Source organism: Mucilaginibacter xinganensis (assembly GCF_002257585.1).
Lineage (GTDB): Bacteria > Bacteroidota > Bacteroidia > Sphingobacteriales > Sphingobacteriaceae > Mucilaginibacter > Mucilaginibacter xinganensis.
Genome location: NZ_CP022743.1, coordinates 1,543,187 through 1,570,186, shown reverse-complemented (window position 1 = coordinate 1,570,186; position 27,000 = coordinate 1,543,187). Strand labels below are relative to the sequence as shown.

Annotated in this window: 13 protein-coding genes; all 13 read right to left on the bottom strand. The window is 43.1% G+C overall.

Translation table 11 applies throughout. The features are described 5' to 3' along the window. Nucleotides 1-100 precede the first annotated feature (100 nt). The 13 genes from MuYL_RS06940 to glgX all read right to left on the bottom strand — a co-directional run bounded on the left by MuYL_RS06940 (nt 101) and on the right by glgX (nt 26,920). A complete protein-coding gene (locus tag MuYL_RS06940; protein ID WP_094569837.1) occupies nt 101-1,423 on the bottom strand; it encodes a vanadium-dependent haloperoxidase in 1,323 nt (440 codons plus the stop codon). An 84-nt stretch (nt 1,424-1,507) separates the two neighbouring features. Then, nucleotides 1,508-3,541 carry a glycosyl hydrolase family 95 catalytic domain-containing protein gene (locus MuYL_RS06935; protein ID WP_094569836.1) on the bottom strand — a complete coding sequence of 678 codons (2,034 nt, stop codon included), beginning with the start codon at nt 3,539-3,541 and terminating at the stop codon, nt 1,508-1,510. Nucleotides 3,542-3,547: 6 nt separating this feature from the next. Next, nucleotides 3,548-6,808 (bottom strand): VCBS repeat-containing protein, encoded by a 3,261-nt coding sequence (locus MuYL_RS06930; protein WP_170309732.1) that lies wholly within the window; start codon nt 6,806-6,808, stop codon nt 3,548-3,550. Nucleotides 6,809-6,861: 53 nt separating this feature from the next. Then, nucleotides 6,862-7,770: a hypothetical protein gene (locus MuYL_RS06925; protein ID WP_157740667.1), complete on the bottom strand. Its 909-nt coding sequence runs from the start codon at nt 7,768-7,770 to the stop codon at nt 6,862-6,864. A 115-nt stretch (nt 7,771-7,885) separates the two neighbouring features. Continuing rightward, nucleotides 7,886-9,430, bottom strand: coding sequence for a RagB/SusD family nutrient uptake outer membrane protein (locus tag MuYL_RS06920; protein WP_094569833.1), 1,545 nt, complete (start codon nt 9,428-9,430; stop codon nt 7,886-7,888). A gap of 24 nt (nt 9,431-9,454) precedes the next feature. Then, nucleotides 9,455-12,397: a SusC/RagA family TonB-linked outer membrane protein gene (locus MuYL_RS06915; RefSeq protein WP_094569832.1), complete on the bottom strand. Its 2,943-nt coding sequence runs from the start codon at nt 12,395-12,397 to the stop codon at nt 9,455-9,457. A gap of 576 nt (nt 12,398-12,973) precedes the next feature. After that, on the bottom strand, nt 12,974-14,602 hold the full coding sequence (locus MuYL_RS06910; RefSeq protein ID WP_094569831.1) for a DUF6377 domain-containing protein: 1,629 nt from the start codon (nt 14,600-14,602) through the stop codon (nt 12,974-12,976). Nucleotides 14,603-14,873: 271 nt separating this feature from the next. Next, a complete protein-coding gene (locus MuYL_RS06905; RefSeq protein ID WP_094569830.1) occupies nt 14,874-15,731 on the bottom strand; it encodes a universal stress protein in 858 nt (285 codons plus the stop codon). A gap of 136 nt (nt 15,732-15,867) precedes the next feature. Further along, the gene (locus tag MuYL_RS06900) at nt 15,868-18,378 is read right to left on the bottom strand and encodes a cation-translocating P-type ATPase (protein WP_094569829.1); all 2,511 of its coding nucleotides are present in this window, start codon (nt 18,376-18,378) and stop codon (nt 15,868-15,870) included. Between the two features lie 163 nt (nt 18,379-18,541). After that, a complete protein-coding gene (locus tag MuYL_RS06895) occupies nt 18,542-18,892 on the bottom strand; it encodes a response regulator (RefSeq protein ID WP_157740665.1) in 351 nt (116 codons plus the stop codon). A 49-nt stretch (nt 18,893-18,941) separates the two neighbouring features. Next, the gene (gene treY / locus MuYL_RS06890) at nt 18,942-22,985 is read right to left on the bottom strand and encodes a malto-oligosyltrehalose synthase (protein WP_094569827.1); all 4,044 of its coding nucleotides are present in this window, start codon (nt 22,983-22,985) and stop codon (nt 18,942-18,944) included. Continuing rightward, complete coding sequence (gene treZ / locus MuYL_RS06885) at nt 22,978-24,798, bottom strand: malto-oligosyltrehalose trehalohydrolase (protein WP_094569826.1); 1,821 nt, start codon at nt 24,796-24,798, stop codon at nt 22,978-22,980. The genes treY and treZ overlap by 8 nt, the downstream gene beginning before the upstream one ends. After that, nucleotides 24,779-26,920, bottom strand: a complete 2,142-nt coding sequence (glgX, locus tag MuYL_RS06880) for a glycogen debranching protein GlgX (protein ID WP_094569825.1) — start codon at nt 26,918-26,920, stop codon at nt 24,779-24,781. Before glgX ends, treZ begins: the two co-directional genes overlap by 20 nt. Nucleotides 26,921-27,000 lie beyond the last annotated feature (80 nt).

Sequence of the window (27,000 nt, the reverse complement as noted above, 5' to 3'; positions counted from 1 at the left end):
TAAAAATTTCACAAAAAATAACAAATAAAAATATCAAGTTTCTATTTATCAACAAATTACGAAATTACACACGCTAAAAAATTTAACTATAATTTAAGCATTAGGGCCTTTTCATTACTAATTTCTCAACCACCGCATCTCCCACTTTTTGTCCGTACCCGCTTGATACGATACAGGAGTTATGAAAATGGATACCGCCGTAAAAACGGGACATCGCAGTTTCTGCCGCAGCCTGGTTAAATGACTTAAAGTTTCTGCTTTTAATCCCGAATTCAAGCTCTGTAGTATCTGTATAGGCAACATTTTCACCAAAAACACTGGTGAGCGCTTTTGCTGCCGATGCAGATATAGTGCAATGCCCGCAAGTATATTCCGGAAACGGCGGGGTTTGCAAATGCGGCCGCCAGGCGGCATCAAAATATTTATCAATTATGGTTTCGGGTCGTGCCGTATTGTAAACATACTTAGCGGCCCAACACTCAATAAAAGCGTCAAACAAGGCAATCCCGGTTTTTGCATAAGCGCAAACTGTAGTATTAAAATCAGCATTTGTTTTTTTTGCCGCAATCCCTGCTATGCTCATCCAGTGCCCAGCCGGCGAAAATTTCTTTTTAATGAACATCAAGTGCCCGTTAATGTTCAGTTTACCGGGGTTATCGTCCCAAAAATCAGCAATATGGGCTTCCTCGGCCGTTAAGTTGTCTCCCTTATTTTTTATGGCTATTACCTCCTGGTAGTACTTACTGTTCTTATCCTTCACATTAAAAACAGGCGGGGGTACTACGCTATATTGTTTCCCGTCCTTCATTACCATGGTCCTGATCTCGCTCCAGTGTGGTTCAACAGCTTCAGCATACATTGGCGGGGTGGGTACCCAGCGGCCTTCCTGGTCGGTCAGGGCATATTTTGATGCACTGCGTGTTTTTAAGTAATTATCAGTTTTGCTCCATTTCATGATGGATTTAAACATGTCTTCGGCAAATTTTTCCGACCCCTGTAAAACGTCGCCGGGCATGCCGGCACCGGCTGCTTTGGCCCGCAAATCGTCCACATACTGTTTCATGCTGCCGGCAGGAAAAGTAACCGCTTCACCTACTTTGCAAAACGCAAGGATGCTGGCATAATGAAAATCAATTTTTGCATCCTTTCCCGGCTTTGCCACTGCTGTTAATCCGTTTAGCTGGCCCGATAGCGATCGGTAGTGCGCCGGATCACCGGCTGCTATCACCTCATAAGCCGCAACAGTTGCATAAGCGTAATTTCTTGAGGCCACCACCGGCGAAAAGTTATTTCCCATTACCACCCGGTTCAGTTCGTGCACGGTATTGCTGAACAACGCAGGGTCGCTCATTACTTTTTGGTAATCAGGTTTTTTACAGGACAAGATGAGCAGGGCGATCCCGAAAACAAAAAGATGCTTCATAATAATTTATATAATTTAAGAGCTAAAAACCAACTATCAAGGCGCAACGATCAGATTGCTCCTTATAGCTCATTACCTTTTATCCTACTTAACAACATAAGTCTTTTTCCCGGGCCCAACGCCGGTTATCGTAACAGATTTCCAGTTGCCGGGCAGCTTGCTTTTTATTTGAACAATACCGTTCGGCGTAATATCCAGTCCGCCAAAACCCATTAACATAGCCTGGATGATCCCTCCGGCGCCTGTTGCAAAATAAGGATTGGTACCGCCCTTTGTTTCGGCAATTACCCTAAACGGCGGATTAAGATTTGGTTCATAAGCGTCTTTAAAAAAATGATATGCTTTATCGCCATTGCCCAACCGCGCATACAACAAGGCAATCACAGCCTGTGTCATAGCCGGTGTACCCTCGTTGGGGATGCGTGTTTCATAATATTCAAGGTCTTTTTTCACCTGGGCGGGATCCGCTATTGTTTTTAAGGGATAGGCCAACAGGTTTACATCAGCTTGCTTTATCCCTTCTCCGTTATAGGTGGCAAACTCCCGCGTTACCCCATCCGGAAATTTAAGCACAGGAATATTCTGTGCCACATTTTCCCAATCAGGATCAGCTTTAACACCCAGCAACTTAGCAGCTGCCGTTGCGGCTCGCAAATTAGCGCTTGCAGCAGCATTGGTAAAGGCATTGTTATCTACGTTTTCGGCCCATTCGTCAGCAGCAACCACATCCTTTATATCGTAATGGCCCGAGCCGTTGCGCTCAACCCTGCTTGCCCAAAAATCAGCCGTGGCCGAAAGGATAGGCCAGCCTTTTTCTTTAAGCCAGTCTTTGTCTTGCGTTACACAGTAATAGTTCCATGCAGCGAGGGCTACGTCGGCGGTAATATGGTGCTCAAACGGACCGCTCAAAGCCCAAACCGGCGTCTCTTCTACCCCGGTATCAGCACTTTCCCATGGGAACATCGCCCCTTTGTAGCCGTGGGCAAAGGCATTTCGTTTTGCCTCGGTTAACCTTTCAAAGCGGTATTCAACCAGCGAGTGTGCTATTTCCGGGTGTAACACCAGTAATGCCGGAAACATCCAAAGGTCGGCGTCCCAAAACACGTGCCCGTTATAACCTAAGCCCGAAAGCCCCATAGGCGAAGGTGAGTAGCTTGTTCCCGCACGCGAAAACGAATACAGGTGATACAACATGCTGTGCACATCCTGCTGTGCCTGTTCATCGCCCTCAATTTTTATGTCACTTTTCCAGAGTTCGTCCCATGCGTTGTTATGGTATTGTTTCAAGCGTGCAACCCCTTCCAGCTTGGCAAACATGGTAAGGCGCTCGGCTTCGTTTAACGGGTCGGCATTATGGGCCGATGTAATAGACGAGCCCGCCAACGCATAAGTATAGGATTGCCCCGCGGCTATGCTTTTGCTGAATTTCATCAGGTGCATATTGTTGTCCCACATCTCGTGGATCACCCTCGGCTCCTGCCCATGCATTTCATTAAACAAAAAGGTATTCGAGGCGCATAACTGCAATTTACCGGTAGGGCTTTTAGCGGTTGAGGTAAGCAGGCTTATGGTTACATGCGGCCTGTCAATTTCGTTATAGTAATTCTGAACATCTTTCAGCGCGTCAGGCGCTTCCATCACGCTTGCAGCCGTAATGGTGATTTGTTTTTTGGCGATGACAGCAACATCCATCAGCACGGTAAACGGAAGCTGTCGCAGCGAGTAATAGGTGTATTTTATCGAAGCTTCATCGCCGTAATCAAACGTGGTGGTAAAAGCGGCATGCTGCATATCAAGCTCCTGTTTAAAGTTACTAATGTTTTTTGCATCAATGCGCTTACCGTTAATTTCCAGGTACATATTAAGCAGGTTAAAGCTATTTAAAAAATTGCTTACCCTACCCCTTCCATACAGATCATAAGCGCCTGCCAGCACCACATTTTTTACCTTAAAAGGCTCGGGCGAAGACACAATACCTATCATCCCGTTGGCTACTGTAATGCCGTAATAATTAGCCGGGTCAATTTTATCAGCCTTAATAATCCATTTATCCTGCGCTGCCAATTGCCGGGTAAACAATAGGCACCCCGCCAATAAAACTATCATTATCCTTTTCATCGTTAATTAATTGTTCTGTTTAAAAAACCTTATTCCTTTGTTATTAATGGCTACCGCATAAATTTTGCCAGCTGCAGTTTTTATGGTTTTGATGTCCCGCACTTCGCCTCGCAGTAAGAAACCGCCCGATACCGAAGAGATGCTCCTGAGTACCTGCTGCTTGTCAACGGTTAAAATATCGCCGTAATCCGCATCGTAATTACCTTCATAAGGCAATACGCCGCTAAAGTTGCCCCCAGCAAGTATCCCGGTTAAATCCGGAGTACTAAATATACCAAAAGCAAACAGCGGCGCACACTGTGCACTTGCCGGAAATGCTTTAAACTGAAACACTCCATTCCCCTTATTGAAAAACACACCTGATTTAAATGATGTTGCTTTCAAAAACTTGTCTGTGTTTAGAGAGTCGCCAAAAATCTCCTTCACGGTTTTGCCGGCGTAATCATGGTAATAAAGAAATTTCTTTTTAATAAGCGGTACTTGTCTTTCAATCTCACCCTTTCCTAAAAAGGTATAGTCCTGCCCGGCTATGCTGTAAGTAAGCAAAGGATCCACCGTTCCATTCTTGTCCAGGTCAGAAAGAAAAAGCTTCACCGGATTTTCAGCGTTCGGTTTTAGTTTGGAGTTAGTGCCGTAATTACCCGCCAGAATATCCATCCGGCCATCGCCGTCCACATCGGCAATAACAACTTTTTGCCACCACCCGCTTAATTTATCCATTTCGGGCTGATGGCTTTGTTCCAGTTTGCCTTTTTTATTCATAAATATCTTCACCGGCATCCATTCGCCGGCAACCACCAGATCGGGCCAGCCGTCATTATCCAGGTCAGCAAACATGGCCGACCGGATCATCCCTGCATGTTTCAGGTTGTCGGGAATAGTGGTCTGTTTATAATAGCCTTTGCCGTCGTTCATCAGCAAATACGATTCAGGGATTGCACCAAACTTCCCGGCTTCAGGCGCTCCTGCAACAAAAAAATCAGGATAACCGTCATGGTTTATATCGGCAACCGCTACAGCCGCTTTATTAAACCGAAGGTCCGGGATGTTTGCCGAACGGGTAAAATGCCCCGTTCCATCGTTCATGTACAACCTGTCTGCCAGTTCTGGTGCGCCATTTGCACCTTCGTTACCGCCGCTTACTACGTACAGGTCAGGCGCTCCATCATTATTCACATCTGCAAATACGGCATCAACGTCTTCGCTTAAACTATCAGCAACAAAAGCCGGCTGCAAGGATGCTTTAAATCCCCCAGTTTTTGTTTGAATAAATAATGCGCCGGGCTGACCTTTTGCCCCGCAAACATAAAAATCATCCAGCCCGTCGTGATCCACATCGGCAACTGCTATCCGTGGCCCTTCAGCCGAAAGCATGTGCGGGATCAGCGGCTGCTGGTTAAAGTCGACAAAGTAGTCTTCCCTATGCTGCCAGTTAACCCGTACATCTTTAGTGATTTCCTTAAATGCCGGTTTTACCGGCGGAAAAAATACCTGGTATGAAAACTTGCCCCCGGCGTTAGCCTGCTCAAGTTTTAAAGCCTGGTTAATTTTCACATCCTTTAAAACCTGGTAAGTTTGGTTGGGCCAAACAACCAAAATACTATCTATTTTTTTACGCGTACCCAAACCAAAATGCAGCCGCGCATCAACTGATGATTGAAAGCCGCGGGTAAGCATCAGTTGTTCATATTGCATTTGCCCGCCACAAAATACGTATGCTTTAGCGCCAATGCCAAAATGGTTGTCCTGTTTCCCTGTAAAACTAAAAGTGATGTAATTACTGTTTTTTCCTGTGTTTTTATAGATGCCCGCTTCATGGTTAACATTGTTAACTACAAGGTCAAGCTTCCCATCGTTGTTGAGGTCGGCATAGGCGGCACCGTTTGCAAGGCCGGGCTCAACAAATCCCCATTCGGCGCTTTTGTCTTCAAATTTTTCGGCTTTTGTGCCTTTGTAAATATAGCTATGCACACTGCCGGTCGGCATCTTATCCAGCACGGCGCTGTCCGCTCCATTGTTGCTGTTTAATAAACCCTGGATCTGGTCGTTTGAAACAAAGCTCACGTAATCCATATCCAGCGCGCGGCGTTTAATGCCGTTGGCAATAAAAAGGTCCTTTATCCCGTCGTTATCAAAGTCAGCCAGCAAGGGGCTCCAGCTCCAGTCTGTTGCGGCAATGCCGCTCATTAACCCCAGCTCGCTAAACGCCTCGCCGTTCCCGGTATTTTTTTGCAGGCTGTTGCGCGAGTATTGGTTCTGGAATCCGTTTTTTACAATTTTATAGCGGTATTGATCGTATGATTCGTCGGCGCCATAGCTTTTCAGCGTCTTTTCATCCGCCGGCAGCATGTCAACCGTTACCAGGTCAAGCTGTCCGTCGTTATTAAAGTCGGCCAGGTCATTCCCCATACTAAACCGGCTGTAATGGTTAAAATGCTTTGCACCCGATTCTGTAAAAGTGCCGTTGTGGTTATTGATGTAGTAATAATCGTTTTCATGAAAATCGTTCCCTACATAAATATCGTCCCAGCCGTCATTATTAACATCGCCTATGGCAAGCCCAAGCCCGTAACCCAATGCACTGCTGTAGATGCCTGATTGGGTAGTAACATCAACAAATTTGCCTTTTTGGTTTAAAAAAAGTTTGTTTCCAGCCTGTTTATTAACTGTATGCCGCAATGAAGTATCGCCATACATGGATACGGAGTGGTCCGACTGGTTGAGCAGGAAACAATCCAGCAAACCGTCGTGATTGTAATCAAAAAATGCCGCCTGGGTAGAGAATCCTGAAAAATCCAGTCCATACGCAGCAGCACTTTCCGTAAAAGTGCCGTCATGGTTGTTAATGTACAACATATTGTGCCCTTTAAGCCCAAGCTTACCTGCAACAGCGCATACATAAATATCCAGATAGCCATCATTATTAACGTCGGCCATAGTTACCCCCGTGCTCCAGTCGGCAGTGCCGGCAACGCCCGCTTTCCGGGTAATGTCTTCAAACTGGTAATTTCCTTTATTGAGGTACAGTCTATTACCCCCCTTCTGATTGGCTGTAAAGAAAATATCGGGCAATCCGTCATTATTAATGTCACCAATGGCAACACCACCGCCATTGTAATAATAGAGGTAATCTAAAATGCCGGGCTTATCATTATCGCTGATCCGGTTTACAAAATGGATATTGGTTTGAGACGAAGGCAGCGACTGAAATAAAGGTGGAGGGATCGGTTTATTTTTTTTGCATGATGAAAACACTGCCAATAGCATGCAAAGCTTGATAAATAACTTACTCAAATGCCTAAACATCAATTTATATGAATTTATAGATATGGAACCACCAGTTGCATGTCAACTTTGTCATCATCATTTACGGGTAACTTGTTATGGGTGAATTTTTCAAGCGGCAAAGTTTGGGTATGCATAAAATGATCTGCCAGGTATAATTGCATGGCGCGGTATAGTTTTTTCCTATCGCTGTACTTACCTTTAAAATGGCCCACCAGCACTTTACCGCCTGGCATACCCATATTTTCCGCGTCGCCCTTTGTTGAAATTTTCTTATTCACCGGCAGTCCCATTATCATTGTAACAGAGTCACCAACGGCAGAAATATATTGCAGCTGCATAGCATCGGTAACCACTGCGCCGTTTTTTTTTGCAATTGAATCAAGTGATTTTAAGAACGCCTGGTTATTTTTATAAACGAGGTCCTTTAAAATGGTTCTCCGTTTAATAATCAATATTTTTTCGTGCGCAATTTGTTCTGTTATCTCGTAACCATAGTACAACCGTGGGTCTTCCATATATACCTTCAAATCATTTACAGGTGTACCTTTGTATGAATCACCAACCAGGAATGATTTGAGATAGCCCAACAGATTGGTTTTTTGCATTACGAAAACATCGGTCTTTAGCGTCGAAGAATCTGCAATCAGTATGTAATTATATTCACTATTGCCGGACCCGGACCTTGTTTTGAGGATATCAAAATCCGTCAAGCCGTTTTTCTTTACTTTAAATTTTATTCCTTTCCCGGTTATTTCAAACTGCGCATTTGCGCTTTCATTTTTAAAAGCGGTATTCCCGGCATGGTCCTTTAAATCAGGTTGCCATTTTACCCAGTTCTGGGGGTTATTTAAGCTTTGATAGACGTTTGAAAAATTAGCATTTATTACAAGTACCGAATGTTTTGTTACCGGCGCAAAGGCCATTAGTACTAAAAAAAACAATATTAAAAAAATGGCCCACCGCATCATTATTAGTTTCGCTGCTATTTAAAAATAAACGTGCTGCAATTTAAGTTTAAAACTTTTTGCAGCACGTTTAAATTATTACAAATGCGGTTTATTTACCTGTATATCCGGTATTTTGAACCAATTTCGGGTTAGTGATCAACTGTTGTTGCGGGATAGGGAAAATAAACGTGTGCTTATCCGCATCCTGTGGTTTTCCCGGAAGCCTTGCAGCGGTGAAATAAGGGATCCCATCCGCAGTTTCAAATCTGATCAGGTCATTCCGGCGCCAGCCTTCCCAGGCCATTTCCCTGCCGCGTTCGGCAAGTAAATTTGGAAGCGTAAGGTCGGCAGAGGTCCATGCAGGTACGCCTGCACGGGCTCTGATCGCGTTCACTAATGACAGTGCATCACCCGGAGCACCAGCTCTTATTTCAGCTTCCGCCTTCATTAAGTAAGCATCTGCCAAACGGAATATAACACCATCATTGCTGGTATTGCCGTTAGTACCCGGTTGTGGTGCATATTTAATACTTCTGGCACCTGCAAATTTAAACGTATCGGCAGGATTACTTAGTTCCTTAACATAAGGGCTTAACACTACATTCAGGTGCGTGGCAACGTCAACCAATGGTGCGCCGGCCGAGCTTAATTGCTGACCAATAGCCCACATCTTTTTCCTGGAATCGGCATCTGTAAAAGTGCGGAAAAATGCTGTTGGCGAGCAAAAACCGTTGTAGGGTGTATTGGTAAGGTTGTAAGTGTAGATATTGTTGTAATTTAAAGTAAACAACTCAATACTATTTCCAGCTATGTAAGTATTATCGTAAGGCACAACGAAGATATTTTCTGTCGAAGTTTCATTCAATACCGCGAAATTTGCAAAAAAATCACTCATCAGTGTATATTGTCCTGACTTGATCACCTGGTCTGCTGCGTCAGCTGCCTTTTGCCATTGTGCCGTACCTGTGTAAACCTGTGCGTTAAGGTATAACTTTGCTAAGAGCATGTACCCGCCTGCTTTGGTCATGTGCCCGTAAGTAGCGGCAGATTTATCAGCAAGTAAGGGTACATTGGTTGTAAGTTCTGTTTCCAAAAAAGCGTATAGATCCTTGCGGGCAGATTGTGTGATCTTGGTTGGATCAGTGTTGAAGTCTGTTACCAAAGGAACATTACCAAACATGTCCATAAACTCAAAATAGTAGTATGCGCGCAACACCTTTATCTCTGCAATAACCTGGTCAGAGTTCGCTGGCTTATTTGAGGCTGGCAACGTTGCCAAAGTGCTTAACACAAGGTTACACTTTCCTATACCGTTACTCAAATCACCCCAGGCACCATTTATGTTATCAATGTCGTACAGGAATGTGTGTGTCCATATCGATTGCCATTTGCCACCGTCATACCAGTCATTTCCCCTTGTAGGTACTACCATCTCGTCAGACGATACCTCGTTGTTCTGAAAAACGTTTCCTGTAGGAATAGCAGTCATCGGCGTATAAGCCTGTGCCAAAAATGCATTGGTTTGTTGTGGCGTTTTAAAGAAATTGCTTGGTAATACCTGGTTATAAACCTTGCTATCCAGTTTGGTACAACCCGGCAAGATCATTCCTGCCGCAAGTAATACCGGGATTATATTTGATAATTTTCTTTTCATCTTTATGATAATTAAAATCTCTTATTATTTAAATGACACATTAGCTCCTAACACGAATCCTCTTGATTTAGGGTATGACTGCAAGGAACCATTACCGTCTGTATAATGTGAATTCGGTGCAAATTCAGGATCAAGGCCTTTGTATTTAGTGATAACGAATAAGTTATTACCGGCTACGTAAATCCTCATATTTGATATTCCTTTGATGTTTTTAAAGGTATAACCCAATGAGGCATTGTCTAAACGCAGGTACGAAGCATTTTCAAGCCACAAATCTGAAACATGCAGACCATCTTTTATGCCATTGGTAAGCGCTGCCTTTGTAACATTGTTACTTGGCAGGCGGGTAATGGTTTCGTAGTCAAGCAAGGTATTGTTAAATATTTTTTGGCCATACACCCCTCTTAAGAAGAAACTAAGGTTCCAGTTTTTGTAGCCAAAGCTATTACTGATCCCGTAGTTGAATTTAGGGTTCGGATCAATGTAATATTTGTTCGGATTAGGATTTTGATCCAATGTTTTTCCGTCAAATAATTCGTTTCCATTGGCATCAACACCGGTGTAATGGGTAAGGTAAAAAACATCGGCAGGCTGACCTGGTTTCAGGTAGGTTATTGGCGACGAACTTAACCCGCGGCCGGATGCAGAGCCCGTAACGATTTGGTCAGATGCTACCGGAAATCCCTGGTAAGTACCTGAAAGATTTACAACTTTTGTCTTGTTGAAAGTTATCTGGCCGTTTGCAGTCCAGGTTAACCCACTTCCTCTTAATATTTGGCCGGTAAGTGCTACTTCTAAACCTTTGTTGGTTAATGCGCCAATGTTAGCATATATGGTATTAACAAAGAACGGAGGTGTAGGTACACCATACTGATAAATCATTTTGGAAGTTTTATCATTATAGTAGTTGATATCACCTGACAATCTGTTGTTAAACAAGGAGAAGTCTAAACCGATATTCTTACCCTGACGCTCTTCCCATTGCAAATCAGGATTGGCATTTTGGAGGTAAGTATAACTTACAGGGTATTGGTTAGATGCTGCGGAACCATCAAAATACCTTGTGCCTGTTCCGTAAAGGGTAACATTCTGGTAAACATTCAATGCGCTTGAGTTACCTACCACGCCGTAGCCTAAGCGTAACTTAAGATCGTCTACCCAATCAACATTTTGTAACAAGTCTCTTTTTAAACGGTAAGCTAAGTCAACCGCAGGGAATGTACCCCATTGATGGTTAGCGCCGAACTTGTCTGAACCGTCACGACGAATAGACGCGGTAACATAAAACCGGTTGTCATAATTGTAATTTACCCTGGCCAGGAATGAAATGATCTTATAATCATCCTTGCTTGAATTAATTACGTTTTTTGACTGGTCACCACTACCCAGGTTATTATCCAACAATTCAGGTGTGGTATAATTTTGCCCGGACGCTGAAAAAGACTCAGTATAAAAATCATTATACTCGTAAACAGCAGTAGCCGAAATGTTATGCTTCCCAAACGACTTATTGAAATCAATATGTGCATTTGCCTCGTAAGTGTTATTATTATAACTATTTTGAGCAGCATTGTTGATATTTCCCTCACCCGGGAAAGAAGGCTGGAAATAGTGGGTCAGTGTATTATCATGAATTAAAATACCTGTAACCCCAACTTTTAAACTTGGCAGCAAATTATAATTTACGGTAGTGTTAGCTAAAGTTTGGTAGCTGGTCTCCCTGCTGTATGTTTCAAGCAAGTGCTCCAGCGGGTTAGCCAGGTTAAAATCCACAAAAGTATTATATGATCCATCGGGGTTGTAAATAGGGTAAGTAGGCGGCGCATTAAAAATGTAATTTGCAATTACACCACCATCAGTAAGCTGATCACGATATACGGTTGTATTTGAAAAATTCAGGGTAATATCCAGTTTATCATCCAGTGCTTTCTGTTCCGCGTTAAAACGCAGGCCCAGCTGTTTTTTCTGGTTGTTAATGATGGTACCTTCCTGTAGCTGATAATTGACAGAACCGCGATAATTGAAACCATTTGAACCTCCCGAAATAGCGATATTATTGCTATGGGTGACAGCCGAGCGGCTTATTGCGCGCTGCCAGTCAACATTGCCGCCTTTTTCATAAGTAGAAGGCGTTACACCGGGGATAGCTTCAATAGCTTTTGAATAATCAGCAGCGTTAAGCAGGTCGTAATATTTGGCTTGGTTTGAAATGCCTACGTAACCACTGTAGTCAACCGTGGTGCGGCCTGTACGTCCTTTTTTTGTCGTTACAATGATTACACCGTTTGCACCGCGTGAACCGTAAATTGATGTTGCAGACGCGTCTTTCAGCACATCATACGATTCAATATCATCGGGCGACAGGTTTTGAAACTGTGAATTACCTGATGTGGCTACACCGTCAATTACAAAAAGTGGTGATTGATTACCGGTAATTGAAGTTTGCCCGCGGATAGAGATACCGGCATCCTGGCTGTTTGGATTGCCGCCCTGCTGGGTAATATTCAAACCGGCAACCTTGCCCTGGATCTGGCTCAAAGGGTTAATAACAATGCCCTGGTTAAAATCTTTTGAGCTAATGCTTTCAACAGCACCGGTAACGTCTTTTTTCCGCTGGCTTCCGTAACCTACGCCGACTACCACAACCTCGTTAAGCGAAGTAGAGGAAGATACCAGTTTAATATTTAATGGCGAACCTGTTATGGTAACCTCCTGTTTGGTATAACCCAGGAAAGCAGCCTCTAACGTAGTAGCTGATGCGGGAACAGAAAGACTGAATGCCCCGGCAGCGTCAGTATTGGTGCCGGTGGTTGTGCCTTTTAACGAAACAGTAACGCCCGGCAAAGGCGAACCATCTTTAGCGTCGGTTACTTTACCTGTTACAGTTTTGTTTTGAGCCATGGCCGGCAAAACAACAAAACATAACAGCACCAAACAGCTTAATTTAAGTAAATTTTTCAGCTTCATAAATGTTAGGTTTGAATAGATTATTGGTTGGTTAAATATAACTATTAATTAAATAAATAATAGCGTAAGATTTTATTTTCGTTTGTTATAATCGGATTAACAAACAAGTAAATATTTAAGGCGGGGCTATCAACGGTATGTAAGTTTTTATCATAGGTTAAGGATGTTGTCGTTATCGTCCGCTACAGAATTTTTTATGCATTATAATTGAGCCATCAACAACACATCATGCTAAAAAAATTAACATCTGCACTTCACGCTGATCGCAACATTTAAAAAAAACTGTTCGCCCGAAAAATATATATAATTGGTTTATTGTCTTAAAACTGGTAACACCAACGCCCAATGGATGCTAGCTATTTTAACGACTATGTAACAAAGTAATAGGTTGAAAAGTGCAAAACCAATTTTTTTACTTAAAATTTAAAATAATTTAAATTTATTTTTTTGTAACAAATTGATTATTAATATTTTAAAAATAAAAAACAACGAAATAACACAAATAAATTTAAACGTTTTTTAACCTTTAGCTATAAAAATCAACATTTTGTAATGCCCCTTAGTAGCCATTTAAGCTTAGTGGGGCATGGGTGGCGCAGCATCAAAAGCCTTGGAAGCCATTAGCCGCTGCTCAAACTGATCAGAAGGATAAATTGATTTTGCCTTGATCCTCATTTTATAAACATAGATTGTTTTAACAGAATATTCTAAAATACTAGCTATGGTTTCATTATCGCTAATGCCCATACGGTTCAATGCAAATATCCTGAGATCGGTATTTAAAACCTCGTTATCTTTTGGCCAGATCTGGTCTTCCTTTTTAAACAATGAATTAAATGTGGTAATAAAATTTGGGAATATTTTGAGGAAAGTATGGTCGAACGTATAAAACAGCGTTTCACGTTCCTTCTTTATATTGATCTCATCAATAACCAACTGAATATCGTCGTACTTTTTGGTAACAAGCTTCCTGTCTATGCTTCGCTTCAATTTTTCAAGCTTTAAAACATATCCGGATATTACGTTGAAAAAATAGCCGATGTATTCTTCTTTTATCCGCGCATCCTCGCCAAGCTTTTCGTTAATCAGTTCCAGCTGTACATTTTTTTCTTCGATGATCTTCTCCTTTGCTTTTAACCGCTTCAACTGGATGAAGATGATAAAAAATACCAGCAGCACCAACGCGGAAACCGCAGTAATTGACAGCAAATACACCAATACCTTATTCTTTTCCTTTTCCATCAAAATCAGCTTTTGCGCAGCAACAGTAGGTAAAACAGATCCGATTTTAATTTTACGCAGCCGTGCCCCATAGTATTCAGCATCATCCATCGCCTGCTGTATAAAGGTGTAAGCATCAACCATGTTGCCGTTTTTATAAAGCAGTTCACCCAACTTAAAAGCGGCCAGGGTTTCTTTGGTTGATGAGCGGATATCATTAATAGCCCCAATAGCTAAAAATTGTATCCGTTGGTCGCTTTGCGTGTTCACATTGTAGAAAAAGCTAATGCTGGTAGCAACCCTGGCACGTTGATGGTAAGTAAGCCTGAAGCTATAAAATAGCCGGTTAAGATATTTCGAAGGATTTTTTGTATCGCCCGTTCTTAACTGCTTGCTGCCGAGCTGCATGAGCTGATCAAACGAGTCCGGCTTACAAAGCATGATTGCTGAATCTAAATATTTAAGTGATTCAGCATTTTCAAAGGGGGTATAGTAGCTATCGTTATCGTAGTCAGCAAGGTCTGAATAAGCCCTTGCTTTTAATGAATAATATTCAGTTTTTGAATTATTATCCAATGCAGCTGCATTAATTTTATTTAAACAGTCAAATGTTTGCTTAAACATGCCCGCAGAGCATAAAATAAAACCAAGCTTTATTTTACTGTCGTACTCTTTCGACTGGTCTTTAAGGCGATGGCTGAGATCAAGCAATTTATTAGTGTACACGTAGGCCGAATCAAACTGGTAAACCTTATATTCCTCATAAAGGCCGCTGCATACTGTATAAAGCCTCTTATAATCTGTTTGTGGGGTGTTTAACAATGAGTTTCTGAGCTTTTCTATCCGCGCTTCCTTTTGGTCGTCATATACTTTTTTCTTATTCAGCTCGCTTTTCAATACCGTAAGCAAACTGTCAGTTTTTGAAGATGCAAAAACAGAACTACCGAAAAGCACGATGAATATAAATGATAAAAGAAATCTCATAATTAATTATTGGGCTTAAAAAGAAAATATAAATCACAAAAATGAAACTATTTTCAACTGGCATTATTACTTTTTAATAATACGGTTTTTAATTAAATATGAGGCTAATTTGATGAATTTTCCTCGGTTTTCGGGCATTTACGACAAGGTAATAGGAACATTACAAACTTGTGTACAGCTAAGCATACGTGTAGGTAATGCACCACGGCAAATTTTTTTATAAGCTTAACATTATAACTACCTGAACTGCAAAGCCGCTTAAGATGACTTATTACTCCAATGATGAAGGGAAGACCATTATGGGGATTTTTTGATTTAGAAGTGCCCGTTTGGTGGTGCTTTCATGAAGCAGCCTTACAAAAAAGGAATGCTGATGATGTACCATGGCCAATAGTTCAGAATTGGTGGTAGTGCACAGGCTGTTTAGTTTTTCAACTACATCCGTTCCGCTAATTTCTTTGTAAGTAATGTAGGGATATTCTAACTGCGAAAGCCAATGTGTAAAAGTTGATTTTTTTTCGTCTTTATTATCATCGCCGGGAGGTGTTATGTGGATAATCTCAAGTTTAAAGTGAAAAATTTCACCCAGGCCCTCAAGATACTGTAAAGCTTTTTTGTCAGCATCTTCAAAATCTGTAGCAAATACAACTTTAGTAATGTTTTGAATATCGGTTTTTGCAGGTACCACCAAAACCGGGCGGGTTGAATGCTGAATAACCGTGGCCGTATCGCTGCCCCAGAAAACATGTTCAATTGCGGTGCCGGTTCTGGCGCCCATTACAATCAGGTCTATATTTTTTTCCTTGATAATGTCCACAAGGTTATCCCCAAGGTTTCCCTCTGCCGAATGACAATGGATCATTGGTTTTTCTGTTGCAGCGGCATGCAGGGCTACCAGCTGTTCAAGGCTTTCGGCTAATTGATTTACATGGAGTTTGCTTTCTTCCCGCCAGCGTAATACATCATCGGCTACCCACGACCCGCCAGCGTACGAAAGCGCTTCCGAAAATTTTAGATAAGAGTTGAATATTACAATATTGGCATGTAGTTTACTCCCAAGGTAGGCACCAAACGTTGCAGCACCCGCCGCATTTTCAGAAAAATCGGTAAGGATCAGTATGTTTTTCATATTTATCTATTTAAAATGCCTAACAAATATTAAAGTTATCCTATCCAATTCAAATGATCTTAATCAGTTATTCAATTGATGTCAGGCGCTTTTAAATTTTTCACGTAAATCTTTAAGGAAACCAGATCTGCCCCACTCACTTCGCGGCTTTTTTTCGTTTGATGTATTTTACCAGCTCGTACCAAATTACGGACGAAAATCCGACAGCAGTGCAGGTTAGCAGTTCAACCGGTTTTAATGCCACAAACCCAAAGAATTTTGACAATAGCGGCACATATAATAACAAACCCAGCAGCGCAACTGTAATAGCAATCATTATTACAACCAAATTGTTCTTGTAATGCAGGGTTGTTAATACCGGATAGTAAAACGACCGGTTGACCAGTGTAAGAAATATATTACCGGCTATTAAGACAGTGAAAACCATTGTACGTGTATTGGCCTCATCAAAGCCCCGGTAAACGGCGTACTGATAAATAAACAAAGTGCTTGCAGTAATTACCAATCCCTGTATAATACTTGTAGTAAGTTCCCTTCGGTTAAAAAAAGTGGTGGTAAACGGCCTTGGCTTTTGCAGCATCGTGTTTTTTTCCATCGGTTCATTCTCATAAATAATAGAGCAAGTTGGCCCCATTATCAGTTCTAAAAAAATGATATGCACCGGCGAAAATATATTTGGGTAAATCCACCCGAGCGCCAGCGGAATAAACACTGTTAACACGATGGGGATATGAATAGAAATGATGTATTGGATAGCCTTCTTTAAATTGGTGTAAATGCGCCTGCCCATTGCAATGGCATCCACCATTTTCGAGAGATCATCCTCCAGCAGGATCAATGAGCCTGCCTGCCGGGCTACCTCGCTGCCTTTTTTACCCATGGCTATCCCTATATGGGCAGCTTTTAAGGCGGGCCCGTCGTTAACCCCGTCACCTGTCATAGCAACAATCTGGTGGTTTGCTTTTAAGGCATTAATGATTTTCAGTTTTGCCTCGGGGAACATCCGGGTGAATACATTTGTGGCTGCTACCTTTTTCTCCAGGTCGGCGTCTTTTAACGCCATCAATTCATCTCCGGTCAGGCTTTTATCGTAACCAGCAAAACCAATTTGCCTTGCAATGGCCATTGTAGTGGCAGCATTATCGCCGGTGATGATTTTTACAGCTATACCTGCTTTATAAAAATCCTGTAATACCTGCTGAATATTTTTCTTCGGCGGGTCGTAAAAGGCAACAATGCCCTTAAACTTAAATTTAAATTCCTGTTGTTTAGCCGGGAAGTTATTGCCCGTAAAATCTGTTTCGCCAACACCTAACAAGCGATAGCCATCGGTTGCCAATGTTTTTATTGCCGTCTCCACCTCTTCTTTTTCCGTTAAGCTAAGATTGCACAACGCCATCAGGGCTTCGGGGGCTCCTTTCGCAGCAATAATGCGCTGCCCCTTGCTGTTCTCAAAAAGATGCGTCATCATAGGGGGCTTCCCCCCTATAGGGTATTCATGGATCATTTTGTATTGAGGCCTTTCGTCATCAGCGGTTTGCTGTGTGTAGGCATTGTGAAGAGCTATCTCCATCGGGTCAAACGGAATAGGTTCGCTGGCCCACATGGCTGTTCTTATCAGGTCTTTTTCTTCGTCTGTTAATACATCATCAGCGCCAGCAATTTTTTGTGACGAAAGCACATACAATTTTGCCAGGCTCATTTTATTTTCGGTAATCGTCCCGGTTTTATCTGTACAGATCACTGTAGCACCGCCCAGCGTTTCAACGGTTTTCATCTGTTTTACCACAATGCCCATTTGCATTAACCGCCATGCACCAAGTGCCATAAAAGTAGTAAAAGCCACCGGAATCTCTTCTGGTAAAATACTCATCGCCAGGGTTAATGCCTTTAACAGACTATCCAGCACGTTGCCGGAATGGAAATAATTAATAACCCAAACTATAACAAAAACAATGGCACCCACAAAAACCATGTATTTTACAAAACTTCCTATCTGAAGTTCCAGTGGCGTCTTCTCTTCGTCTATTTCCTCCAGGCTTTTACCAATTTTGCCCAGTTTAGTTTCGTTGCCAATTGCGGTAACGGTAGCTATTGCAAGTCCGCTTGCCACGGTTGTGCCCCGATAAATATTGCGTCCATCATTTTCCTGTTGTTCGTCCTTGTAAACCGGCAATGATTCGCCTGTAAGAATAGACTCGTTTGCCGAAAAATCATTGGAATGCACAATCATACCATCGGCAGCAATCGAGATCCCCTCTTCTACCACCAGGCTATCACCTATAACAAGGTCGTCACTGCTTATTTCTACTATCCCGCCGTTGCGGACCACCTTACATTTGGGCTGCGTTAAGGTTTTTAATTTTTCGAGCGCATTCCTGCTCCTTGAATCCTGGTATAAAGAGATCCCAGCCACCAGTACAATTGCCGAAGCGAGAAAAATACCATCGCCGCTTTTTCCGCTGATAAAATAAATGGCCGAAGCAGCCAGCAGCAGCACAACCATGGGTTCTTTTGCCAGGCTTTTTACAGCATCAAAAAATCCGTTTTCTTTTTTGTAGCTGAGGCTATTGCTGCCATATTGATTACGGGCGTCTGTTACTTGCCGGTCTGTTAAACCGCTGATCCCAAAATTTTCTTGAGGCATAATTAACTGATTTTTTAGCTATGAAAAACTTATACTAAATTACCCAATTAAGGACAGCCACTGAGACCCAAAGTCATTTCAAAATATGATAAAGATCACATTTAAACGACTGGTTTTCAAACTTAAAAACAGGATTTGGATTTAATTATAACAATTGGGCAGTTTAAAGCAGCTGCTTAATGAGGGTATCCAGTTCGGTAAAATTAAAAGGCTTTTTTATCATAGCATCACTGCCGAATTTATTGGACATTTGCTCCGCTGAAAACTCCGACAAAATAATAACCGGCAAACTACGCCACCTGCTATCACTTTTTATTTGATGTACCGTTCCGCCACCATTAAGGTCATCAAGCATAAAATCAATGATAACCAAATCGGGGTTTAGCCTGTTCAATTGTGCGAAAAGCTGATCAGGGTGTTCGAAGGCTTCGGCGCAGGTAAAATTATAAGGTAATGCGCCGGTTAAGGTTTCTGCAAGGTTTGAGTCGGTACTAATCACAATTATGTTTTTCATAGAAATTATGCCGTTATTTATCAGCATAACGGGCTGCGCGGGCATTTGTTTAACGATTATAATAAAGCGCTATTTTTCTTAGCTTTTTTTCTATGCTTTTAGTAAGCGCGCCCTGTTTAAGCCGCCAGGTCCAGTTTCCTTCCGTCAACGATGGCGTGTTTATCCGGGAGCCTGCGCCAAGGCCCAGTACATCCTGCACCGGAACAATCACCGTCCTGGCTACCGACGCGTAAATTAGCTTTATCAGTTGTGCAGCTATCGTTTCGGAATTACTTTTAGTGTCAAGGTATTTATCAATCCGTTTCCTTTCTTTATCAGTGATATCATGTTCATACCAACCGGTTACTGTATTATTGTCATGCGTTCCGGTATAAGCGAAACAGTTTATGGTGTAATTATGCGGAATATGGCTTGAATAGGGGAGATTCTCATCAAACGCAAACTGTACTACACGCATACCGGGTAAATCGAAATGGTCCCTAAGCTCATAAACGCTTTTGGTGATATCGCCCAGGTCTTCTGCCACAAATGGAAGACAGCCAAGCTCTTTTTTAACAGCATTAAAAAAATCAATACCAGGTACCTTTTTCCACTCGCCGTTCACAGCAGTTTCTTCACCGGCAGGCACCTCCCAATATTCATCAAAGGCCCGAAAATGATCCAACCTGATCAAATCAAAATATTCCAGGTTCTTTTTTATTCGTTTTAACCACCATTCATAACCTGTTTTCTTTAACTCGCCCCACCTGTAAACAGGCATTCCCCAAAGCTGCCCCTCAACAGAAAAATAATCAGGCGGTACGCCTGCTATCCCGTCGGCATTAAAAATATGCGGATTTGCCCACACATCCACTGCACCGTAACCCACATAAAAGGGCATATCCCCAAAAAGGGTAATTCCCTTCAGCTTGCTGTAATCTCTTAAACCGGCCCATTGCTGTGCAAAAACAAACTGCAGCCATTTTATTTTATCAATTGCTTTGTTTTCCTGTTGTTGCCACTGTTTAATGGTTTTTTTATCCCGGTCCCTTAATGTTGCAGGCCATTGGTGCCAGGGTTTGTTTTCATGGCTTTCCTTTAGCACATCATACAAGGCAAAATCATCCAGCCAGCTGGCTTCCTTATTTTTAAAGTCTACAAAACGCTGCACCTCTTCCGCGCGATCCAAAAAATTTTGGTAAGCCAAGTCAAAAAGGTGGGATTTTAGTTGAATAACGGCCTTAAAATCTACCGCTGAACCTGTTTCACTGCTGTAGCTTTCCATAACGTGTTTTTCTAACAATCCACTTGCCGCTAAACGTTCCGGACTTATCAATAATATATTACCGGCCATACCCGAGCTGGAGCTGTACGGCGAAAAACCAGATAGTTTGTCAACCGGGTTAACCGGGAGCATTTGCCAATACTTTTGACGGCTTGCCGACAGAAAATCAATAAATTTAAACGCTTCAGGTCCCATGTCACCTATGCCGAAAGCCGATGGCAAAGAGGTTATATGCATCAATATGCCCGCCCTTCTGTCGCCATTTGCTGCGTCGAGTTTTAAAAACACCACCGGCAGCTGCCCAAATAACTCCTTTAAGCCAATCCCTTTATAACCAAATCCGGATGACCCGTTCAGCAGATCCGTCCATCCCATTGGTGCATCAGGCGGTAAAATAATACGCGTGTTGTCCCAATCAAAATCGAGCGGCTCCCCTCCGTTATGGAGTGCCGCCCAATGTAACGGAACCGCCATTACACGCCACTGAGTTTCAAACCTGCGGGCAAAAGCCAGCACGTTATTTTTGCATTTTCCTTTAACTTTTAAGGGAATATATGTACCGTTTAAAAATAATTCAGGATTACTGCTGCGTTCAATAAGCAGGCTTTGTATTAGTTTTTGCTTTATTTGCGCGTTGTACCGGTTGGCCCAAAGCTCTTTTGTGCTCCCGGCTGGCAACTGTTGCCTTAAGGCGTAATCAACCGGCCTGCGGTTATCAGGGTCAACCAGGCTCAGGTCCCATAGTTCCGTGCCCTGGTAAATGTCTGGCATACCCGGACTGGTATATTTCAGCAATACCTGCGCCATCGAATTCATTATTCCATAGTCTGCTATCTTCCTGTGAAAAGGTAAAAAGCTTTGCATAAACAAGCTTTCGGCCCTTAATATGTTCGCAATAAAATCTTTAACGTCAGTTTCGTAGGCGTTGTAAGGTTCGGCCCATCCAGAATTTTCTTTTCCCTCCCGCAATGCTTTTACCAGGTATTCCTGTACCCTGCTTACAAAATCGTCCATATCCTGCCCCGGCATAGGCAACGCACCGGTTATGGTTTGGTAAATAAAGTATTCATCGTTAGCATCGGGCATATTGTTATTGATGAGCGAAGCATTAATCTCCCGCCATTCTGCCACCATAGTCACCCATTCGCCGGCAAGGTCGGTCAGCACGTTTAGCCTTGCGCGAACGTCTTCGCCGCGCTTGGTGTCATGGGTTGAGGTGGCGTTCACAGAAAGCGGCCAATGGATTTGGCGTTCAGTCATCTGCCGGTGATAGCCATCTGTGCTTATGCCAAATGCCTGCGGAGAATCTCCAACTTCGTTATGGTCAATAAAGCGGTTATAAGTGTACATTAGGGTATCTTCCACACCTTTCGCCATTAACGGGCCTGTAAATTGCATGCACCGCTGGTAAAACTTCAGTACCCTTTGATTATGGGTATCGTCATTTTGGGTTGGTTGTTCAAGGATAACTTCTTTCAACAATTTAACTGCGGGCTTTAAATCGCTCTCATCTGCTTCCAACTGTTCCAGTATTTTCCTCACCGCATCTGATTCATCGGCCGGTAATGGCATAACATTCCCGTAATAGCGATAGACAGGAAACCTAATCAGCAACTCCGCAATGCAGGCTTTAATAAGCTCCGGTGGTGCGGCGTCCACCTGTTTTGATCCAGCAAGCTCCAGGCTAACAAATAAGCTGTACAGGTTATCGAGTTCCCCTGCCATTTGCTCGTGCAGGATCATGGATTTTTTTTGGCGGATCATCTTTTTGACCGACAATCCATCTCCGGTTAGTGATTTGTAAAATGCGGCAAAAACCGATTTGCTGCCCTGCTCCGTAAACAAGTTGTTCACCGTAGCTAAAAAATCATAACCGGTATTGCCCTGCACCGGCCAGTTTGCGGGAAAATCCTCGCCCGCCTCTAATATTTTTTCTACAATAATGTAGGTATCTTCCCCGGCAAGCGTCCTCAAACGGTCAAGGTATTGTTCCGGATCAAATAAACCATCGACGTGGTCAACGCGCAAACCCTGGAATACCCCTTTATCCAGCAATTGCTTTATCAGGCGGTGATAATCGTCAAATACTTCCTGGCGCTGCATGTTAAGGCAGATAAGGCCATTTACTGTAAAAAAACGCCGAAAGTTGATCTGCCTGTCGGTTTCCTGCCAATAACATAATTGGTAATATTGCTCACCGGCAATTTGATGCAAAAGGCGGCCATCTTTATTTATCTTTTTCAGTAACGTACCTGGAAATTTCTTTTGCTCTTCTTTTGTTTCACCGGCTATTTGCAGCAAAATTTGGTGCGCCGCCTGGTTTAGCGGGTAGTGATGTTCGCCGTATGAAAAGTGTAGCTTATTGTTTTTCAGGATAATTTGCAGCGCGCCGTCATTAATTACGTCTTCCAAAGGCGCGCCCAGGAACGGTACCATGATCTTGCCGTCACAAACCGGGCTATCCCATAAAATATCAAAATACTCACTGTAAGCCGAGTGCCGTCCATGCTCAAGCACATCCATAAGCCACCCGTTTCCGGGATGAAAAGCCATGTGGTTGGGAACAATATCCTGCAACCAGCCCATTCCAAACGCTTTTAGTTTCTTGCTAATCGCTATCAATTGTTTAAGGGTACCTATTTCAGGATTTACCTGGTTGGCATCAGTAATGTCATATCCATGCGTACTTCCCGGAGTGGCTTTAAATATGGGTGATGCGTAAATGGTTTTTATGCCCAATTGATGCAGGTAAGGTATAATGGCCTCAAAATCACTAAAGTTAAAATCCTTGTGAAACTGGATGCGGTATGTGCTAACAGGGTTATACATGTGATCGACAATAAATAATTACAGATTCGGGGCTGATCATCCCATTTGACGACACGCCGGGCCCGCTCCACTTAACATCCGCAGAATCCATGATCTTGTTCCATTCATGAACGATCCCCGGAAACACAACCTGTTTTTCTTCATTTGAAAAGTTCATCAGGCAAATGATTTCCTGCCCGTCACTCTGCCTTTGAAGAATAAGTGTATTATTCTCAATATCAGCAGTTGCTTTTACGTTGCTGCGGTCAGGCGTTTTCAAAGCGGGTTGCTTTTTTCTTAAATTGAGCAGATTTTTATAATAGGCCAGCATGGTTGTGTGTGGCTCCCGCTGCAACAGATCCCAATTAATTTTTGAGCTTTCAAAAGTCTGTTCCGATTGCGGATCAGGAGCTTCCCCCGCTGTATGAAAATCTTTAAACTCTTCGCGTCTGCCTTTGCGCACTGCCTCAATAAGCCCCGGCTCACCATGACTGACAAAATATAGAAAGGGATTAGGTTGGCTAAATTCCTCGCCCATAAACAGCATCGGCAAATATGGGCTCACCACTACGGCGGCGGCCATTAACTTTTGCATTTCGAAGCTAACCAGCTTACTTGTTCGCTTGCCCAACATGCGGTTTCCAACCTGGTCGTGGTTTTGGGAGAAAACAACAAATTGCCGTCCGGGGTTGTTTATGGCTCTGGCACCAAATTTTTTAAACCGCTGCTCAGCGTATTGCCCGTCGTACACATAAGCATCTGCATATGATTTGGCAAGGTCGGCTATTCCATTAAAATCAGTGTAATATCCTTCCCGTTTTTGCCCTCCACTCACTCTTAGGGCATGGTGAAACTCATCAACCCATTGTGCGTCCATCCCAAATCCTTCCTCGCTTAATGGATTGATAAAACGCGGATCATTAAGATCACATTCAACTACCAGGTGATGCAGCTTTCCTGTTGATTCGGAAAGGTCATCCACACGTTCCCTGATCTCCTGCAGGATATGTTTAGGGCTAAAATCTTTAATCGCGTGTACCGCATCCAACCGCAAGGCATCTATATGAAAATCCCTGAACCACATTAATACGTTTTGGATAAAAAATTCTCTTACGGCATCGCACCTGGCATCATCAAAGTTGATGGCACTGCCCCAGGGCGTTTTATATTTATCGGTAAAATATGGCCCGAATTCACCTAAATAGTTTCCTTCCGGCCCCACGTGATTATAAACTACATCAAGCACCACGGCTAAACCTTTGTTGTGGCAGGCATTCACCAGGTGTTGCAATGCTTCGGCACCGCCATAGCTATTTTGTACCGCGAATGGGAAAACGCCGTCGTAACCCCAATTTCTATCACCCGGAAACTGTGAAACGGGCATTATTTCAATAGCGGTAATACCTAAAGCCAAAAGGTAATCCAGCTTTCGCTCCATGGCATCAAAGGTTCCTTCGGGTGTAAATGTGCCGGTGTGCAGCTCATAAAAAATATATTCATGCATCGCAGGATTGCTCCAGGCATGATCGTCCCATTTAAAAGCAGCAAGGTCAACAAACTGCGAAGGTCCGTGCACCCCCTGCGGCTGGGCCAATGCAGCCGGATCAGCAAGCTCACGGTCATCATCCAACGCAAACTTATAACAATCACCCGGTTTAAGATTATGCGTGTTTGCCGTCCAATAGCCCCTGCTTTGTTTATTTAGCGCTATGGATTTTCCATTATCGATCTTTAAGCCAACTTTTTTAGCGAATGGCGCCCACAAACAAACCCGGGCTTCATCCTTATCAATAAAATAAACGCCAACCCGTTGATCACTGTTTTTTGTTGCCATTTTGGATGAGCTGATGCTGTAACAAGATAACCGACCTGCCATCTACAATTAATGACTCGCCGCTTTTTAATACCATTTGATCAACTTCCCCGGCTTTGGAGGTGTCAAAAACAAGCTCCCATTCCTTAGCGTAAGCTACATCCGGCAGTTTATAGGTAACCGGCTCGTGGTGTGCATTGAATACGATATAAAAACTATCGTCAACCACTTTTTCGCCCTCTGAATTTACGGCATGCAAGCCTTGGCCGTTTAAAAAAACAGCAACTGATTTTGCAAAATCCTGTTCCCAGTGTTCCTGCTCCATTTGCGAGCCATCCGGCAGAAACCAAGCTATATCTTCAATGCCGTTACCTTTAACAGATTCACCTTTAAACCAGTTCTTTCTTGAAAATGCAGCATGTTCACGCCTTAAGTGGATCAGTTTTTTGGTAAAATCCTGTAATTCCTTATCCGCAGCCTCCCAATTGATCCATGAAATTTCGTTATCCTGGCAGTACCCGTTATTGTTACCCTGCTGGGTTCTGCCCAATTCATCGCCTGCTACCAGCATAGGCACCCCTTGCGAAAGGAAAAGCGTGGCTAAAAAATTTCGTTTTTGGCGCGTTCTCAGTTCATTTACCAGCGGGTCGTCGGTTGGCCCCTCCGCTCCGCAATTCCATGAGCGGTTATTGCTTTCACCATCATTATTGCCTTCGCCGTTGGCGTCATTATGCTTGTCGTTGTATGAAACAAGGTCATGCAGGGTAAAACCGTCATGAGCGGTAACAAAGTTAATGCTCGAAGTAGGCCTGCGGTAGTCTTTATAAAGGTCAGAGCTGCCTGTTATCCGGTCTGCAAATTCAGCCAGCGTACTCTCTGTCCCGTTCCAGTATTCCCTTATATTATCACGGTATTTCCCGTTCCATTCGGCCCATCCCTGGGGGAACTTTCCTACCTGGTAACCTCCTTCACCCACATCCCATGGCTCTGCAATTAACTTAACCTGCGAGATCAGCGGGTCCTGGTGAATGATATCAAAAAAGGCGCTCAGCCGGTTCACCTCATGCAGTTCGCGGGCCAGTGTGGCTGCAAGGTCAAACCTGAAGCCATCCACATGCATTTCCATTATCCAGTAACGCAGGCTATCCATCATCAGCCGCAAAACATTGGGCAGATTGGCATTCAGCGTGTTGCCGGTACCGGTGTAGTCCATATAATATCTCTTATCTTCCGTAAGGCGATAATAAGATGCATTATCAATACCTTTAAAAGATAATGTCGGCCCCATTTGGTTGCCTTCGCCGGTATGGTTATATACAACATCAAGAATAACTTCAATGCCTGCTTTGTGAAGCTCCTTCACCATGGTTTTAAACTCAACTACCTGGTCGCCCGATTTGTCTTTGGCAGCGTAACGTTCATCAGGCGCAAAAAAACCGATGGTATTATATCCCCAGTAATTGGTTAATCCCTTTTCCTCCAGGTGCCTGTCCGTTAAAAAATAATGTACCGGCATCAGTTCAATGGCAGTAATGCCAAGTTCTTTTAAATAAGCTATACTGGCCGGATGAGCTATCCCTGCGTAAGTGCCTCTTAATTCCTCCGGAATGGCGGGATTCAATTTGGTGAAGCCTTTTACATGGGTTTCGTAAATAACCGTATTGTAATAAGCGGTATTGGGCGACTTGTCATCTTCCCAATCAAACGCGGAATCAATGACCACAGATTTTGGAACATAAGGTGCACTGTCAGTTTCGCTGAAGCTCAGGTCTTCCGCCGGGCTGCCAACTTCATATCCAAACAGCGAATTATCCCATTCTGTTTCGCCACAGATGGCCTTAGCGTAAGGGTCTATCAATAATTTATTGGGATTGAAACGATGGCCATTTTCCGGCTCAAACGGTCCGTGTACGCGGTAACCGTAATGCTGCCCCGGCTTAACATCGGGCAGGTAAACGTGCCATATAAAATTGGTTTGTTCGGTTACATTTATTTTAGTCGATTCAACTTCGTCTGCAGCAGTATTGAACAGGCAAAGTTCAACGGCTGTGGCGTTTTCCGAATATAGCGCGAAGTTAGTTCCCTCCCCGTCCCAGGTTGCGCCCAGCGGAAAAGCATTTCCTGGAAATGTAGTAATTTTCATAGATAGCTACAATCAATTTTTTAAACTCGGCTGACTGTAAATGGCTAATCAAAAAAAGCCGTAAATGTTTCAGGAATTTA